15 protein-coding genes are annotated in these 15,551 nt (G+C 64.2%); 4 read left to right on the top strand and 11 right to left on the bottom strand.

Annotated features, from left to right (window positions below; translation table 11 throughout):
• The first annotated feature begins 31 nt into the window (after positions 1-31).
• Positions 32-1,099 (top strand): GGDEF domain-containing protein, encoded by a 1,068-nt coding sequence (locus ACVWYP_RS23945; protein ID WP_304500294.1) that lies wholly within the window; start codon positions 32-34, stop codon positions 1,097-1,099.
• Between the two features lie 117 nt (positions 1,100-1,216).
• Here ACVWYP_RS23945 and ACVWYP_RS23940 read toward each other — a convergent pair whose 3' ends face one another.
• From ACVWYP_RS23940 to ACVWYP_RS23905, 8 genes are all read right to left on the bottom strand, one after another.
• Complete coding sequence (locus ACVWYP_RS23940; RefSeq protein ID WP_028342141.1) at positions 1,217-1,699, bottom strand: TfoX/Sxy family protein; 483 nt, start codon at positions 1,697-1,699, stop codon at positions 1,217-1,219.
• Between the two features lie 177 nt (positions 1,700-1,876).
• On the bottom strand, positions 1,877-2,266 hold the full coding sequence (locus tag ACVWYP_RS23935; protein WP_028342142.1) for a HesB/IscA family protein: 390 nt from the start codon (positions 2,264-2,266) through the stop codon (positions 1,877-1,879).
• 74 nt (positions 2,267-2,340) lie between these two features.
• A complete protein-coding gene (locus ACVWYP_RS23930; protein ID WP_016845787.1) occupies positions 2,341-2,712 on the bottom strand; it encodes an SUF system Fe-S cluster assembly protein in 372 nt (123 codons plus the stop codon).
• Positions 2,709-3,950: a cysteine desulfurase gene (locus ACVWYP_RS23925; protein ID WP_304500102.1), complete on the bottom strand. Its 1,242-nt coding sequence runs from the start codon at positions 3,948-3,950 to the stop codon at positions 2,709-2,711. Before ACVWYP_RS23925 ends, ACVWYP_RS23930 begins: the two co-directional genes overlap by 4 nt.
• 2 nt (positions 3,951-3,952) lie before the next feature.
• Positions 3,953-5,275 (bottom strand): Fe-S cluster assembly protein SufD, encoded by a 1,323-nt coding sequence (sufD, locus tag ACVWYP_RS23920; protein WP_304500101.1) that lies wholly within the window; start codon positions 5,273-5,275, stop codon positions 3,953-3,955.
• 17 nt (positions 5,276-5,292) lie between these two features.
• Positions 5,293-6,045 carry a Fe-S cluster assembly ATPase SufC gene (gene sufC / locus ACVWYP_RS23915; RefSeq protein ID WP_028342146.1) on the bottom strand — a complete coding sequence of 251 codons (753 nt, stop codon included), beginning with the start codon at positions 6,043-6,045 and terminating at the stop codon, positions 5,293-5,295.
• 57 nt (positions 6,046-6,102) lie between these two features.
• Positions 6,103-7,599, bottom strand: a complete 1,497-nt coding sequence (sufB, locus tag ACVWYP_RS23910) for a Fe-S cluster assembly protein SufB (RefSeq protein WP_038380064.1) — start codon at positions 7,597-7,599, stop codon at positions 6,103-6,105.
• 94 nt (positions 7,600-7,693) lie between these two features.
• The gene (locus ACVWYP_RS23905) at positions 7,694-8,851 is read right to left on the bottom strand and encodes a cysteine desulfurase family protein (protein ID WP_304500100.1); all 1,158 of its coding nucleotides are present in this window, start codon (positions 8,849-8,851) and stop codon (positions 7,694-7,696) included.
• Positions 8,852-9,310: 459 nt separating this feature from the next.
• On the opposite strand from ACVWYP_RS23905, the gene ACVWYP_RS23900 reads away from it, so the two are divergent.
• A complete protein-coding gene (locus tag ACVWYP_RS23900; protein WP_016843213.1) occupies positions 9,311-9,958 on the top strand; it encodes an alpha/beta hydrolase in 648 nt (215 codons plus the stop codon).
• A gap of 98 nt (positions 9,959-10,056) precedes the next feature.
• Here ACVWYP_RS23900 and ACVWYP_RS23895 read toward each other — a convergent pair whose 3' ends face one another.
• From ACVWYP_RS23895 to ACVWYP_RS23885, 3 genes are all read right to left on the bottom strand, one after another.
• Positions 10,057-10,386 carry a DMT family transporter gene (locus ACVWYP_RS23895; protein ID WP_304500099.1) on the bottom strand — a complete coding sequence of 110 codons (330 nt, stop codon included), beginning with the start codon at positions 10,384-10,386 and terminating at the stop codon, positions 10,057-10,059.
• Between the two features lie 3 nt (positions 10,387-10,389).
• Positions 10,390-11,067, bottom strand: coding sequence for a glutathione S-transferase family protein (locus ACVWYP_RS23890; protein ID WP_038388384.1), 678 nt, complete (start codon positions 11,065-11,067; stop codon positions 10,390-10,392).
• Between the two features lie 82 nt (positions 11,068-11,149).
• Positions 11,150-12,253: an anhydro-N-acetylmuramic acid kinase gene (locus ACVWYP_RS23885; protein ID WP_304500098.1), complete on the bottom strand. Its 1,104-nt coding sequence runs from the start codon at positions 12,251-12,253 to the stop codon at positions 11,150-11,152.
• Positions 12,254-12,404: 151 nt separating this feature from the next.
• Here ACVWYP_RS23885 and tyrS point away from each other — a divergent pair, with 151 nt between their 5' ends.
• Both tyrS and ACVWYP_RS23875 read left to right on the top strand, forming a co-directional pair.
• Entirely contained in the window at positions 12,405-13,658 is a 1,254-nt protein-coding gene (gene tyrS / locus ACVWYP_RS23880) for a tyrosine--tRNA ligase (RefSeq protein WP_304500097.1), read from the top strand.
• Between the two features lie 113 nt (positions 13,659-13,771).
• Positions 13,772-15,022: an MFS transporter gene (locus tag ACVWYP_RS23875; RefSeq protein WP_304500096.1), complete on the top strand. Its 1,251-nt coding sequence runs from the start codon at positions 13,772-13,774 to the stop codon at positions 15,020-15,022.
• The last annotated feature ends 529 nt before the right edge of the window (positions 15,023-15,551 follow it).

Genomic DNA, 15,551 nt, shown 5'->3' with positions numbered 1-15,551 from the left:
AATCGGCATTGCGTGCATTGAGGGCGTGACAGTGGTCAAGCTGCTGGACGAACACGAACGTACGTTGGCCTTTGCCGAAGTCGCACTTGGCCAGATCCGCTCGCTTCGCCAGACCGCAGTCCCCCGCAACTACGAAATCTGGTACGTCTACGCGACCGGATACAACGCGCCGCTCAATAAGGTCGTCAACGAGACGCTGGCCCGCAGCGGCAAGCTCTCTGAATCCGATCTCGAGCAGATCTACGAAACCTACCTTTCGCACATCAAGACCTCGGACCGCATTGACAAGGTCGGCGCGCGCGTCATCGGCGAGATCGACGCCGTCATGAAGCTGATCACCGACGCGCTCGGCGTGTCCGCGACCTATGACGCCAGCCTCGTCGGCGCCAGCGACAAGCTTGCGAGCGCGACCACCCGCGATCACATCAAGGCAATCGTCGATAGCCTGGCAAAATCGACGCGCGAGATGCGCGAGACCAATCAGGCATTGGAGAACCGGCTCGCGCTGTCGAAGTCGGAGATCAGCGACCTGCAACACAGCCTCGAGGCGATCCGCGCCGAGAGCCTGACCGATCCGCTCACCGGCCTCGGCAACCGGAAATATTTCGACCGCTCGATCGACATGGCGGTGCAGGCCGCGCTCGCCAGCGGCGAACCGCTGTCGCTCCTGATGTTCGACATCGACCACTTCAAGTCGTTCAACGACTCCTACGGCCATCTCACCGGCGACCAGGTGCTGCGGCTGGTGGCGCAGTCGCTGAAGCAGAACATCAAGGGCCAGGACATCACCGCCCGCTATGGCGGCGAGGAATTCGCCGTGGTGCTGCCCAACACGGCGCTGCGGCAGGCGCTGACGGTCGCCGACCACATCCGCCGCGCCGTGATGGCCAAGGAGCTGAAGAAGAAGTCGACCGGCGAGATCCTCGGCCGTGTCACGATCTCGGTCGGCGTCTCCATGCTGAAGCCGTCCGACGATACCGACTCGCTGATCGAGCGCGCCGACGCTTGCCTCTATGCCGCCAAGCGCGCCGGCCGCAACCGCGTGATCTGCGAGGCCGATCCGGAATACAGCACCGAGATCCAGACCCGCGTGGCGTGATCTCCCTCACTTCCTCCACCGTCATTGCGAGCGAAGCGAAGCAATCCACCGCAACCGCATATGCGGAATCATGGATTGCTTCGCTTCGCTCGCAATGACGTGGATGGATTGGCTGCCTCAGGATGAGGAGCGCTTCCTTGCCGATCGCTTCTTCTTCGCCGACGGCCCCTTCGCAACCGCCTTTCTGGCAGCTGCTTTCTTGCCAGTAGCCTTCCTTGCAGCAGCCTTCTTCTCAGGCACCTTCGACTTTCGCGCGGCCGCTCGTTTCCTCGGCCGCTTGCGCAACGCGGCACGCTGGGCGGCGCCGAGCGCCGACCGTGCCCAGACAGCGAGTTCTTCCGAATCATCGAACAGCCGTGCCGGCAGCTGCCAGTAGGAGTTCACCGTCACCGTCTTGGAACGCGTCTGATACTGGAACGGCCCGGAGCCTTCCGCCTCGAATTGCGGGATGGTCTCCTCGTCGGCACGGAAGTAGAGCCCGGCGCGCAGCGCGAGCGCGAAATTGGTGCCGTCAGCCGAGATACCGTAGCCGGAGAACATCCGGCGCAGCGTCACCGGGCCGAAGTCGGCGAACAGGTCGGTGAGGAATTCGCGGTCCATGTGCCAATCGCCCCCGTCTGTCGCCTCATGGTAAGGAGCGCGTCTCCATCCACGTCATTGCGAGCGTAGCGAAGCAATCCATCGCGCAACAAGCGGAAACATGGATTGCTTCGCTACGCTCGCAATGACGGGCAACACAGGTGCCGATCACACGACAATCGATATGCGGACGTCTCTCTAGACCGTGGCCGGCTTGAGCTGCACCGATTCGCCGCAACCGCACGCGGAGATCTGGTTCGGGTTGTTGAACACGAACTGGGCCTGCATCTTGTCGGCCACATAGTCCATCTCGGTTCCAAGCAGGAACAGCACGGCCTTCGGATCGACCAGGATCTTCACGCCCTTGTCCTCGACCACTTCGTCGGTCGGGCGGATCTCGTGGGCGTATTCGACGGTATAGGACTGTCCGGCGCAGCCGCCATTCTTGATGCCGACGCGCAGCCCGACGATCTCGGAATCGGCGCGCTTGGTCAGCTCGGTGATCCGCTCCGCCGCGGCATCGGTCAACTTCATGACCTGCGGGCGGGGCCGCTTCGGCTTGGCTGGGGTTGGTGAAGCTTGCGTCATGTCACTCATGTGGTCAGTCCCAGCGGCAAATCAATTGCCGTTCTTCTTGAGCCTAAGTCCAATCCCCTAACGCATCACCACATATTGAGGACGAGGCGCGCCTCGTCCGACATCCGGTCCGGCGTCCAGGCCGGATCCCAGACCAGATTGACGTTGACGACGCCGACACCGGGAACGCTGGCAACCGCGTTCTCCACCATCTGCGGCAATTCGCCCGCAGCCGGGCAGTTCGGCGTGGTCAACGTCATCATGATGTCGACCGAGCGATCATCCTTGAGATCGACCTTGTAGATCAGGCCGAGCTCGTAGATGTCGGCCGGGATTTCCGGATCGAACACCGTCTTCAGCGCCGCGACGATCTCGCCGCTCATGCGCTCGGTCTCCTCCGCCGGCAGTGCCGAGGTGGTTTCCATGGTGGCCGTCTTGACTTCGGCTGTATCGGTCATGCGAACAATTCCCGCGCCTTGATCAGCGCCTGCGCCAGATGGTCGACTTCTTCCCTAGTATTATACATCCCGAAGGATGCACGGCAGGTGGCCGTGACGTTGAACCGCTCTAAAAGCGGCATTACGCAATGCGTGCCGGCGCGCACCGCAATGCCCTGGCGGTCGATCACGGTCGCGACATCGTGGGGATGCGCGCCCTTCATTTCGAACGAGATCACCGGTCCCTTGTTGCGGGCGGTTCCGATCACGCGCAGCGAGTTGATCTCGCGCAGGCGATCCTGCGCGTAGGTCAGCAGCTCATGCTCATGCGCGGCGATGCGCTCCTTGCCGATCGAGTTGACGTAGTCGATCGCAGCGCCGAGCCCGATCGCCTCGACGATCGGCGGCGTGCCGGCCTCGAATTTGTGCGGCGGATCGCCATAGGTGACCCAATCCTTGGCCACCTCACGGATCATCTCGCCGCCGCCGTTGAACGGCCGCATCGCCACCAGATGCTCGTGCTTGGCGTAGAGCGCGCCGATGCCGGTCGGTCCGTACACCTTATGGCCGGTAAAGGCGTAGAAATCGCAATCGAGGTCCTGGACGTCGATCGGCAGGTGCACCGCGCCCTGCGCGCCGTCGACCAGCACCGGAATGCCGCGGGCGTGCGCCAGCCGGATCACGTCCTTGACCGGAACCAGCGTGCCGAGCGCGTTCGACATCTGGGTGATCGCGACGATCTTGGCGCGCGGGGTCAGGAGCTTCTCGAACTCCTCGATCAGGAAGTTGCCCTCGTCGTCGACCGGCGCCCACTTGATCACGGCACCATGTCGTTCCCTGAGGAAGTGCCACGGCACGATGTTGGAATGGTGCTCCATGATCGAAAGGACGATCTCGTCGCCCTCCTTGATGTTCACCCCGCCCCAGGACGACGCCACCAGATTGATCGCCTCGGTGACGTTGCGGGTGAAGACGATCTCTTCGCTGCGGCGGGCGTTGATGAACTTCGCCACCTTGCCGCGGGCGCCCTCATAGGCCTCCGTCGCGGCATTGGCGAGGTAATGCAGGCCGCGGTGCACGTTGGCGTATTCGCTCTTGTAGGCCTCGGTCATGCGGTCGAGCACCGCATTCGGCTTCTGCGCCGAGGCCGCGTTGTCGAGATAGACCAGCGGCTTGCCGTAGATCTGCATGGCGAGCGCCGGGAAATCCTGCCGTACCAGCGCAACATCGTAACTGCCGTTGGCGACCGCCTTGTGCATGCTTACGCCCTCGCCTGAAGCCAGCGCTGCGCGGTGGCAATTGCGACCTCGCGCAACGTGTCGCTGGCGATGGACTCGATCGCCTCGCCGACGAAGGCCTGGATCAGGAGCGCCTGCGCTTCCTTCTCGGGTAGCCCGCGGGCGCGCATGTAGAACAGCAGGCTCTCGTCGAGCGCGCCGGTGGTCGCACCGTGACCGCAGGTGACGTCGTCGGCGAAGATCTCGAGCTCCGGCTTGTTGTCGGCTTCCGCGTCGTCGGACAGCAGCAGCGCGCGGGTCATCATCTTGGCGTCGGTCTTCTGGGCGTCCGGACGGACGATGATGCGGCCCTGGAATACGGAATGGGCACGGTCGTCGACGACGGCACGGAAGATCTCGCGGCTCGCGCAGTGCGGCACCGCGTGGTCCATGAACAGCGTTGTATCAGCGTGCTGCGTGCCGTTGATCAGATTGACGCCGTTGGTCTCGACCGTCGAGCCGTCGCCGGCGCAGGTGATCGTCAGCTGATAGCGGCTGACATGACCGCCTGAGGTCAGGCCGAACGTGTTGAAATGGGCGTGCGCGCCGAGCGACACCGTCGCCGAGGAAATATTGAAGGCATCGACGCTGTCTTCGACCAGGCGCACGTGATCGAGCCGTGCGTTGTCACCGATCGCAACAACCAGTCCGTCATGGGTCTGGTAGGCCTTGGCGCCGTCGGCGGCGAGATAGCTCTCCACCAGCGTCACGCTGGTATCGCGGCCGAGCCGGAGCAACGACCGCGTGAATGTCGAGGCCGGCGCGGTGCCGGATGCGACATGCACGATATGCAGCGGCTGGGTCAGCACCGCGCCGTTGGCGACGTCGATGACGACACCGTCGGTCGCCATCGCGCCGTTCAGTGCGATCATGGGGTTGGCGACATCAGACGCGAGAGCCTGCGTCGCGACGATCTCGTCGCCGGCTTCCAGCGCGAGGCGCAGCGGATTGATCGAGAGCCCTTTCTCCAGATCCTGCCAATCGGAAAGATCAGGCGCGAACGCGCCGTCGACCAGCACCAGGCGCCGGACGCCTTCGATCGCGCGGGCCTCTACGACGGCCCTGGCACGGCCCAGCGCGGCATCATCCGGGGACGCCGCGAGCGGCAGCACTTCGCGCATCAGCGCGCGCAGGTCGGTGTATTTCCAGTCCTCGATCCGGCGATGCGGCAGGCCTGATCGTTCATAAGCCTCGAAGGCCTGGCGCCGCTGATCGGCGATCTTGCCCTCGCCCGGCAGACGATCGCGCACTACAGCGAATGCATCGCCCAGCGCGCGCCCGGTCTCGGTCTTTGCAACAACGTTCATCACAAAACCCGCGTTTGTCAGGCAGCGTCTTCGAACTGCGTGTAACCGGACTCTTCCAGCTCCAGCGCCAGCTCCTTGCCGCCGCTCTTCACTACCCGGCCCTTCGACATCACGTGCACGAAGTCGGGCACGATGTAGTTGAGCAGCCGCTGATAGTGGGTGATCACGACCATCGCGCGCTCCGGCGAGCGCAGCGCGTTGACGCCGTCGGCCGCGATCCGCAGCGCGTCGATGTCGAGGCCGGAATCCATTTCGTCGAGGATGCAGACGGCCGGCTCGAACAGCGCCATCTGCAGGATCTCGTTGCGCTTCTTCTCGCCGCCGGAAAAGCCGACATTGACGCCGCGCTTCAGCATGTCCTGCGGAATGTTCAGCGACTTGGCCACCTCGCGGACCTTCTTGAGGAAGGCTGGCGACGAGATCTCGTCCTCGCCCCGCGCCTTGCGCTGGGCGTTGAGCGCCGCATGTAGGAAATTCCAGGTGGTGACGCCGGGGATCTCGACCGGATACTGGAACGCCAGGAACACGCCCTTGGCGGCGCGCTCGTTGGGCTCCATCTCCAGCAGGTCCTCGCCCCTGAACAGGATCTGCCCGCCGGTGACTTCATAGCCCGGCTTGCCGGCGATGACGTGGGAGAGCGTCGACTTGCCGGAGCCGTTCGGCCCCATGATCGCGTGCACCTCGCCCGGGTTCACCGTGAGCGACAGCCCGTGGAGGATCTCACGCTCCTCGACACGAACCTGCAGATCTTTCACTTCAAGCAGAGACATCTGATTTTTCCTGAGCATCACCCCGAGGCACGTCGGCCGCGCCGTTGGCGGGATGGATTAGCCAACCGAACCTTCAAGGCTGATCGAGATCAGCTTCTGCGCTTCCACCGCGAACTCCATCGGCAGTTGCTGCAGCACGTCCTTCACGAAACCGTTGACGACGAGGCCGACGGCTTCTTCCTGCGAGAGCCCGCGCTGGATGCAGTAGAACAGCACGTCCTCGGAAATCTTCGACGTCGTCGCCTCATGCTCGAACGTCGCCGAGGAATTCTTGGCCTCGACATAGGGCACGGTGTGCGCGCCACATTTGTCGCCGATCAGAAGCGAGTCGCAGGCGGTATAGTTGCGCGCGCCGGTGGCCTTGCGATGGGCGCTGACGAGACCGCGATAGGTGTTCTGCGACTTGCCGGCGGCGATGCCCTTGGAGATGATCCGGCTCGACGTGTTCTTGCCGAGATGGATCATCTTGGTGCCGCTATCGACCTGCTGGAAACCATTCGAGATCGCGATCGAGTAGAACTCGCCGCTCGAATTGTCGCCGCGCAGGATGCAGCTCGGATATTTCCAGGTGATCGCCGAGCCGGTCTCGACCTGGGTCCAGGAGATTTTGGAGTTCCTGCCGCGGCAGTCGCCACGCTTGGTGACGAAATTGTAGATGCCGCCCTTGCCTTCCGAATTGCCCGGGTACCAGTTCTGCACCGTCGAATACTTGATCTCGGCGTCGTCGAGCGTGACGAGCTCGACCACGGCGGCGTGCAGCTGGTTCTCGTCGCGCTGCGGCGCGGTGCAGCCCTCGAGATAGGAGACGTAGGAGCCCTTGTCGGCGATGATCAACGTGCGCTCGAACTGGCCGGTGTTGCGCTCATTGATGCGGAAATAGGTCGACAGCTCCATCGGACAGCGCACGCCCGGCGGCACGTAGACGAACGAGCCGTCGGAGAACACAGCCGAATTCAATGTCGCGAAGTAATTGTCCGAGGTCGGCACCACGGTGCCGAGATATTTCTGCACCAGCTCGGGATGCTCGCGGATCGCCTCCGAGATCGGCATGAAGATCACGCCGGCCGCCTTCAGCTCCTTCTGGAAGGTGGTCGCGACCGAGACCGAATCGAACACGGCATCGACCGCGATCTTGCGGTTCGGTGTCTGCTCACCACCGGGCGGCGGCTCGACGCCCTCGAGGATCGCGACCTCGCGCAAGGGGATGCCGAGCTTCTCGTAGGTCTTGAGGATTTCCGGATCGATCTCGTCGATCGAGGACAGCGTCTTCTTCGGCTTCGGCGCCGCGTAGTAGTAGATGTCCTGGTAGTCGATCTTCGGATAGTCGACGCGCGCCCAGGTCGGCTCGGTCATGGTCAGCCAGCGGCGATACGCCTCCAGGCGCCATTCCAGCATCCAGGCCGGTTCATTCTTCTTTGCGGAGATGAAGCGGACGGTGTCTTCCGACAGCCCCTTCGGGGCCTTGTCGGACTCGATCAGCGTCTCAAACCCATATCGATACTGGTCGACGTCGATGCGCCGGACGCGCTCGACCGTCTCTTGTACAGCAGGCATTCAATCCTCCGCTCGCGGTTTCAAGGACCGCGGTGGATATCAAGTTCCGAAAATCTCTTACGATGCTTTGTTGACGAAATCCGCTTAGAACAGTTCAAGCTGTGTTTCGTCGTTCCCCCTTAACTAAGGTATCGGCGAGCTTTCGCCAAGCCTTGAGGGTCAAATCCACGTCTGTCTCCGTGGTAGACCAGCCAAGACTGAGCCGCACCGCTCCCTGGGACACCTCCGAACGGTATCCCATTGCCTCCAGCACGTGGGACGGCTGGACCTTGCCCGACGAACAGGCGGAACCGGACGAGACCGCGATTCCCCCAAGGTCGAACCCGATGACCGCCGTCTCGGCCTTCATTCCGGGCGCCGTGAACAGGACGGTATTGGGCAACCGCTTGACGTCATCGGAGAACACCAGCACGTCCGGCGTCTGCCGCAGCCCGTGCTCGAGCCGGTCGCGCAGCCCCCTGACGCGGGCCGCGTCGCCCTTCAGCGCCGCCATCGCGGCCTTGGCGGCCGCACCGAACCCGGCGATGCCGGCGATGTTCTCGGTCCCGGCCCGCCGCCCGAGCTCCTGCCCGCCGCCGCGCAGAAACGCCCCCAAGCCCTCGACGCCCTCGGCGAGCACCAGCGCGCCCGCGCCCTTCGGTCCGCCGATCTTGTGCGCCGACAGCGTCACCAGGTCGGCCTGCGTCGAGGCCAGATCGAACGGGATCTTGCCGAACGCCTGGATCGCGTCGACATGCAGCAGCCCGCCAGCCGCATGGACGATTGCGGCGACGTCAGCCACCGGCTGAATGGCACCGGTCTCGTTGTTCGCCAGCATCACCGAGACCAGAGCCGGCGGACCGTCCGCCAGCAGTGCGCGCAGATGGTCGAGATCGATCATACCGGCGCGCGTGACATGGATTGCGGCGGTCGCCTCCGTCGCAAACCGACCGCCCGCGAGCACGGACGCATGCTCGATCGCCGACACCAGGAGCCGCTGCGCCGGCGCGCCCGCAGCGCGGCGCAATCCCGGCGTCAGTGCCAGCGCATTGGCTTCGGTCCCGCCGGAGAGAAACACCACGTCCTGCGGCCGGCCGCCGACCGCCTTCGCCACAGCATTGCGGGCTTCCTCAAGCAGCCGTCGCGCCCGCCGTCCCTCGCTGTGCACCGAGGACGGGTTGCCGATCAATTCCCACGCCGCAGCCATCGCCGCCTTCGCCTCCTGGCGAAGCGGCGTGGTGGCATTCCAGTCGAGATAGACGCGATCGGCCATGGAGCTATCCGCGGCAACCACCGTGGTTGCGGCCTTCACTGCGACATAACGACAGTTGACGACCGAGACCAGATCAGACGTCACCGGCACCGGAGATTTTTCACCCGCGGCGGGAGCCTTGCGCTGCTGCCAGACACGGCGTTCGCGGTCCCGAGCGCGATAGCATGATGACAGACCGAAACTTCAGGTAGCCTTCGAAGCAATCCGGCGTGTCGATCCGGATCGCCGCCGCCGCGTCGGCAACGCGCGCAACGCGACGCGGATTCGCGACCGCCAAGCGGCACAATTTCCTTGATTTTTGCCCCTTGCGTCATGCTAGAAGGCCTCCAGCGTGCCGCGCGGCGGTGCCTGCGCCGATTTCATCACGAGCTGCTCTGTTCGCGAACCGTCGCTGAAGATGGCTCCAACCGGTTGATTGATCGACGTCAATCAAGGGAACGCGGCAATCAAGGGAACACAATGCCTGAAGTCATTTTCACCGGCCCTGCTGGCCGCCTCGAGGGCCGCTACCACCCGGCCAAGCAGAAGAACGCGCCGATCGCGATGATCCTGCATCCGCATCCGCAGTTCCACGGCACGATGAACCACCAGATCGTCTATCAGTGCTACTACGCGTTCGCGCATCGCGGCTTCTCGGTGCTGCGCTTCAACTTCCGTGGCGTCGGCCGCAGTCAGGGCTCGTTCGATCACGGCACCGGCGAATTGTCCGACGCCGCGAGCGCGCTCGACTGGGCGCAGGCGATCAATCCGGAGGCGCGCGCCTGCTGGGTTGCGGGCTTCTCGTTCGGCGCATGGATCGGCATGCAGCTTCTGATGCGCCGGCCGGAGGTCGAGGGATTCATCTCGATCGCGCCGCCCGCCAATCTCTACGACTTCTCGTTCCTTGCGCCCTGCCCGTCGTCGGGCCTGATCGTGCACGGCGACAAGGATGCCGTGGTGCCGCCCAAGGACGTCAACACGCTCGTCGAGAAGCTGAAGACGCAGAAGGGCATCGTGATCGACCAGCAAGTCATCCCCGGCGCCAACCACTTCTTCGACGGCAAGCTCGAGCCGCTGATGGAGACGGTGACCGGCTATCTCGACATGCGGCTCGCCAACGTGCGCTGACGACGCCGACCTTGTAGCCCGTATGAGCGAAGCGACATGCGGGGCGCGGCCGACAAGAACCCGGATATCGCTGCGCTCATCCGGGCTACGGCACTGACCTATTCCGGCGCCAGCTTCAGCGCGGCAATCCCGATCAGCACCAGCGCAATCCCCGCGACCTTCATCGGGTTGAGCGCCTCGTTGAACAGCAGCACGCCCATGGCCAGCGTGCCGGCCGCGCCGATGCCGGTCCACACCGTGTAGGCGACGCCGACGCCGAGCACCTGCAGCGCGCGTCCGAGCAGGAACACGAACGCGGCGAGCAGCAGCAGCGAGACCAGCGTCCAGCCGAGCCGCGTATAGCCTTCGGCATATTTCATCGAAATCGCCCAGCCGACGTCCAGCAGGCCGGCGACGACGAGCGCGATCCAGGCAACCGAGTGCGACATGGCTTACGCGGCAAGCTTCAGCATATGCGCGCGGTGGCCGACCAGGAACGCGTGCAGCAGCGCCGGATAGTCAGGCGACACCGCGCTGCGCACGCTCGGCCGCTGTGCCAGCGCGCTGCGCCAGGCGCGAAGTTTTGGCGTGTGCGTGAAAACAGCGAGATCGGTCAGCTGGTCGAACAAATCGAAATAGCGGAAGATCGGCGCGAACACCGCATCCACCAGACTGAAATTCTGACCGGCGAAGAACGGACCGGCGCCGAGCGCGGCCTCCACGCGCGCGAATTTCGCCGCGACCGCCTGCCGCTTGCTCTCGAAGGCCGCGGCATCTGTCGCAGTCTCGAGCCCCCAGAGATCGCCGAGAATGGCCGAGCCGAACTCCATCCAGGCGCGATGCTCGGCGCGCGTCAGCGCGTTCTCCGGATGCAGCTTCGCCCCCGCCTGCGTCTCCTCGATGTACTCGCAGATCACGTTGCTTTCGAACAGCGCGACCTCCTTGCCGTCGTCGCGCGTCACCACCAGCACCGGCACCTTGCCGAGCGGCGAGATCTTCAGGAACCAGTCCGGCTTGTTGGCGAGATCGATGTCGATCCGCTCGAACGGCACGCCCTTCTCACGCAGCGCGATCACCGCGCGTTGCACATAGGGGCAGAGCTTGTGGCTGATCAGTTTCAGGGCGGCCATGACGAACCTCGCGTTCAATGCAACTGCATCGAATTAAATGCAACGGCATGGAACTGTCAAGGTAGATGCATTTGCATCTAAATCACGGTCGCGCGATGATGCCCCCGGTCATCGGGATCGGCACCCCCGTGGTGGCGGGATAGCTCAGCGGCAGGCCCTTCATGCCGCGCGCGGCAAGGAAGCCGAACGCCTGCGCCTCGATCGCATCCGCCGCCCAGCCGAGCGCCTCGGCCGGCTCGACGGTCGCCGGCGCCAGCCGCTCGCGCAGCATCCGCATCATCGTGAGGTTGGAGGCGCCACCGCCGCAGATGATCCAGCTTTTCGGCCGTTTCGGCAGCAGCGGCACGACGCGGGCGATGGCCGCGGCAGTGAAGGCGGTCAGCGTCGCGGCGCCATCGGCCGGCGCCACGGCGCCGAGCTTGAGGCTCGCGAAGTCGTTGCGGTCGAGCGATTTCGGAGGCGGCAGCGCAAAGAACGGCAGCTTCAATGCCTGTGCGATCCAGGCCTCGTCCGGTTTGCCCAGCGCGGCGAACTTGCCGGCGGTGTCGAACGGCTGGTGCATCTGACGGAACATGAAGTCGTCGAGCAGCGCATTGCCCGGCCCGGTGTCGCAGGCGATCAGCGTGTCCGTGCCGTCGATATAGGTGATGTTGGAGACGCCGCCGATATTGACGACGACGATCGGCCCCTCGCGGTTCAGCGATTGCACCAGCGCGCGGTGGTAGACCGGCACGAACGGCGCGCCCTGCCCGCCGGCCTCGACGTCGGCCGCGCGGAAATCATGCATCACCGGAATGTGGATCACCTTGGCGAGCGCCAGGGCATCGCCGATCTGCACCGTCAGCCTGCGCTCGGGGCGGTGCAGCACGGTCTGGCCATGGAACCCGACGATGTCGATATCCTGGGCGGAGATCCGGTGCTGCGCCGTGAAGCTGGCGACCGCCTCGGCATGGGCCGTGGTGACGGCCTGCTCGGCCTGCCGCAAAATCCCCGGCCGGGCGTCGCGCTGCGACAGATGAACCGCCTCCGTCAGCGCCTGGCGCAGCAGGCTGCGCTCGCCTTCAGTATAAGGCCGATAGCCCGAGGGTCCGAAAGACTTGATCTGACGGCCATCGGTCTCGATCAATGCCACGTCGACCCCGTCGAGCGAGGTACCGCTCATCAGACCGAGTGCCGTTAACATCATGTTGGAAGCGCCCCAGCCGGGAACCCCCGGCTTGTCTCAAACAAGTACATCCTATAATGCCACTGCGCGTTCGCCTGCGGCAGCCTCAGCGCCAAGGTTCCGCAAATTGATGCAAAAACCGTAAAAACAGAATGAGCTGGCTGGCCGACAAATGACTGCATTTAAATCGGATTTCCTGAACACTTTACAGGAACGCGGCTTCGTCCACCAGTGCTCCGATTTCGAGGGCCTCGACGCGCTTGCCGCGAAGGGCCAGGCGACCGCCTATGTCGGCTATGACTGCACCGCGCCGTCGCTGCACATCGGCAACTTCCTCACCATGATGATGCTGTACTGGCTGCAGCAGAGCGGCAACAAGCCGATCACGCTGATGGGCGGCGGCACCACGATGGTCGGCGACCCCTCCGGCAAGGACGAGACGCGCGCAATGCGCACGGTTGCGGAGATCGAAGCCAACAAGGCCTCGATCCGCGGCGTGTTCGCCAAGGTGCTGCGCTATGGCAATGGGCCTTCCGACGCCATCATGCTCGACAATGCCGAGTGGCTGACCAAATTGAACTGGATCGAGATGCTGCGCGACATCGGCCGGCACTTCTCGGTCAACCGCATGCTGACCATGGACTCGGTGCGGCTCCGGCTCGAGCGCGAGCAGGAGATGAGCTTCATCGAGTTCAACTACATGGTCTGCCAGGCCTACGACTTCGTCGAACTGTCGCGACGCGCCGGCTGCCGGCTGCAGATGGGCGGCTCCGACCAGTGGGGCAATATCGTCAACGGCGTCGATCTCGGCCGCCGCATGGGCACGCCGCAACTGTTCGCGCTGACCACGCCGCTGCTCACCACCGCCTCCGGCGACAAGATGGGCAAGACCGCCAAGGGCGCGGTGTGGCTCAACGCCGACCAGTTCTCGCCCTACGATTTCTGGCAGTACTGGCGCAATGTCGAGGACGCCGACATCGTCAAGTTCCTCAAGCTGTTCACTATCCTGCCGATGAGCGAGATCAGCAAGCTTGCGGCGCTGGCTGGCGGCGAGATCAACGAGGCCAAGAAGGTGCTGGCGACGGAAGCGACCGCCCTGCTCCATGGCCGCGATGCAGCGAACGAAGCCGCCGAGACCGCGCGCCGCACCTTCGAGGAAGGTGCGCTGGCCGAAACCTTGCCGACGGTGGAAATTCCGCGCGGCGAATTTGAAGCCGGCGTCGGCGTGCTCGTCGCCTTCGTCAAGGCCGAGCTCGTCGCTTCCAACGGCGAAGCGCGCCGGCAGATCAAGGGCGGCGGCCTGCGCGTCAACGATGCTGCCGTGATCGACGAGAAGATGTTGCTGACTTCGGCCAATCTCACGCCGGAAGGCGTGGTGAAACTGTCGCTCGGCAAGAAGCGCCACGTCCTGCTGAAGCCTGCATAGGCGCATTCGCATTTGTCGGTTGCAGGGAGTGCGGAAAGCGCGCTCCCTGCCTGAGCGCGATCAGCAAAAGCGGACTTCCGGTCTTGCGTCCGATCGCGCTCGAAAAGAATGCGATGGACCAGCAGACCACGCCTCCGAACGACACGCTTGCAACGCCGGCGAAGCAGTCCCGCGTCGCGCTGAACGTGCTCGCGCTCTGCTTCGTGCTGTCGGTGCTTGGGCGCGGCCTTAGCGACAGCTTCACCGTTTTCCTGAAACCGATCTCGGAAAATTTCGGCTGGGACCGCGCCTCTGTGGTGTCGGTCTACTCGCTGACCTGGCTCGCCAGCGGCCTGACCGCGCCGCTGGTCGGACGCCTGTTCGACCGCTCGGGTCCGCGCGTGGTCTATGCGCTGGGCCTGTCGCTGCTCGGTTGCGCATTCCTCGTTGCTTCACGCGCGCAAGAGCTCTGGCAATTCCAGCTCAGCGTCGGACTCTGCGTCGGTTTCGGCACCGCGCTGATCGGCAATGTGTCGAATTCGATCCTGCTCGGCCGCTGGTTCGGACCACGCCTGCCGACCGCGATGGCCGTGATGTATTCGGCGACCGGCGCCGGCCTCCTGCTGCTGTTGCCGCTGTCGCAGGTCTTGATCGAACGGATCGGCTGGCGCGAGGCCTATCAGGTGTTCGGCATCGGCGCGCTCTGCCTGCTTGTTCCGCTGGTCTTTCTGCCGTGGCGGCTGCTCGCCGGCGGATCGCCGCATATCGTCAGGAAGACGGAAAGCAGTCTGGCCGACGAAGGCTGGACGCTGCTCAGCGCGATGCGCCACCACGCCTTCTGGGCGCTGTTCTCTACCTTCTTCTTCACCGCGATCGCGATGTATGCGCTGACCGCGCAGATCGTCGCCTATCTGATCGATGTCGGCTTCCCGCCGCTACAGGCGGCAACCGCCTGGGGCTTCTCCGGCGTCGCGCTGTTCGTCGGCATGCTCGGCGTGTCCACCCTCGACGGCATCATCGGCCGCCGGCCCTCGGTATTGTTCAGCTACGGCGTCTCGATCCTCGGCATCATTCTGCTCTGGCTGCTGCAATGGTATCCGAACTACTGGCTGCTGACCGGCTTCATCATCTGCTTCGGCAGCATGATCGGCTCGCGCGGCCCGCTGATCACCGCGACCGCGCTGAAGATCTTCCGCGGCGAGCGCGTCGGCACGATCTACGGCACGATCATGATCGGCAGCGGCCTCGGCTCCGGCCTTGGCTCATGGGGCGGCGGCCTGATCCACGACTGGACCCACAGCTACAATCCGCTGATCGTCTTCGCGCTGGTCAATGTGGTGCTCGGCCTGATCCCGTTCCTGGTGGTGCCGGCGCTGCGGCGGTAAGTTCGTGACCTGCGCGTCCGCTTACCGCGCGAAGGCGACGTGGAATCCGGCATGAACGCCTGCCGGCCTCGGGCCAGTGCCTTGGGCCAACAGGCGGCATTCGCGAAATGAAACAGGCCGCCAACTGCAGCGGCCCAAGTCGATGGCTCCAATTCCTCGATTGCGAGAACCGGCTCGAGCGGTCTTGTAAGCCACGGAAGTCGATCCTAGTCCGGTACTGCTAGTCGCAGCGACGGACCCTCCGGACCGATCCGTCGTCACGCTCGATCGTGACGGTGCGGCATCCGCGATATCCGCGATCATATCCGTAGGCGCGATAAGCGGGTCGATCGTAGTCTCGGTAGTAACGGGGCTCCGGGCCCACTCTTACGCCGCCGAGCGGAGTATCAACGGCAACCTGAGCTGACGCGGGTGCAATGGAGATCGGCGTGGCCATCGCGAAGCCGGCTACCGCCAGTACACCAGCCAGTAACAGCGTTCTCATGAGAGTTCCTCCTGAGTCATTGAATTGCTCTCCAACACCCCAGAT

The organism is Bradyrhizobium sp. USDA 3262, from assembly GCF_054060035.1.
The sequence above is the reverse complement of the archived record's forward strand: the minus strand, read 5'-3'. Positions and strand labels throughout refer to the sequence as shown.

What these genes read in the sequence shown, in the direction of transcription:
- sufB (WP_038380064.1), bottom strand. Translation starts at nt 7,599, where the DNA reads ATGCCTGCTGTACAAGAGACGGTCGAGCGCGTCCGGCGCATCGACGTC.
- ACVWYP_RS23875 (WP_304500096.1), top strand. Translation starts at nt 13,772, where the DNA reads ATGGACCAGCAGACCACGCCTCCGAACGACACGCTTGCAACGCCGGCG.
- ACVWYP_RS23895 (WP_304500099.1), bottom strand. Translation starts at nt 10,386, where the DNA reads ATGTCGCACTCGGTTGCCTGGATCGCGCTCGTCGTCGCCGGCCTGCTG.
- tyrS (WP_304500097.1), top strand. Translation starts at nt 12,405, where the DNA reads ATGACTGCATTTAAATCGGATTTCCTGAACACTTTACAGGAACGCGGC.
- sufD (WP_304500101.1), bottom strand. Translation starts at nt 5,275, where the DNA reads ATGAACGTTGTTGCAAAGACCGAGACCGGGCGCGCGCTGGGCGATGCA.
- ACVWYP_RS23940 (WP_028342141.1), bottom strand. Translation starts at nt 1,699, where the DNA reads ATGGACCGCGAATTCCTCACCGACCTGTTCGCCGACTTCGGCCCGGTG.
- sufC (WP_028342146.1), bottom strand. Translation starts at nt 6,045, where the DNA reads ATGTCTCTGCTTGAAGTGAAAGATCTGCAGGTTCGTGTCGAGGAGCGT.
- ACVWYP_RS23900 (WP_016843213.1), top strand. Translation starts at nt 9,311, where the DNA reads ATGCCTGAAGTCATTTTCACCGGCCCTGCTGGCCGCCTCGAGGGCCGC.
- ACVWYP_RS23885 (WP_304500098.1), bottom strand. Translation starts at nt 12,253, where the DNA reads ATGATGTTAACGGCACTCGGTCTGATGAGCGGTACCTCGCTCGACGGG.
- ACVWYP_RS23935 (WP_028342142.1), bottom strand. Translation starts at nt 2,266, where the DNA reads ATGACGCAAGCTTCACCAACCCCAGCCAAGCCGAAGCGGCCCCGCCCG.
- ACVWYP_RS23930 (WP_016845787.1), bottom strand. Translation starts at nt 2,712, where the DNA reads ATGACCGATACAGCCGAAGTCAAGACGGCCACCATGGAAACCACCTCG.
- ACVWYP_RS23905 (WP_304500100.1), bottom strand. Translation starts at nt 8,851, where the DNA reads ATGGCCGATCGCGTCTATCTCGACTGGAATGCCACCACGCCGCTTCGC.
- ACVWYP_RS23925 (WP_304500102.1), bottom strand. Translation starts at nt 3,950, where the DNA reads ATGCACAAGGCGGTCGCCAACGGCAGTTACGATGTTGCGCTGGTACGG.
- ACVWYP_RS23890 (WP_038388384.1), bottom strand. Translation starts at nt 11,067, where the DNA reads ATGGCCGCCCTGAAACTGATCAGCCACAAGCTCTGCCCCTATGTGCAA.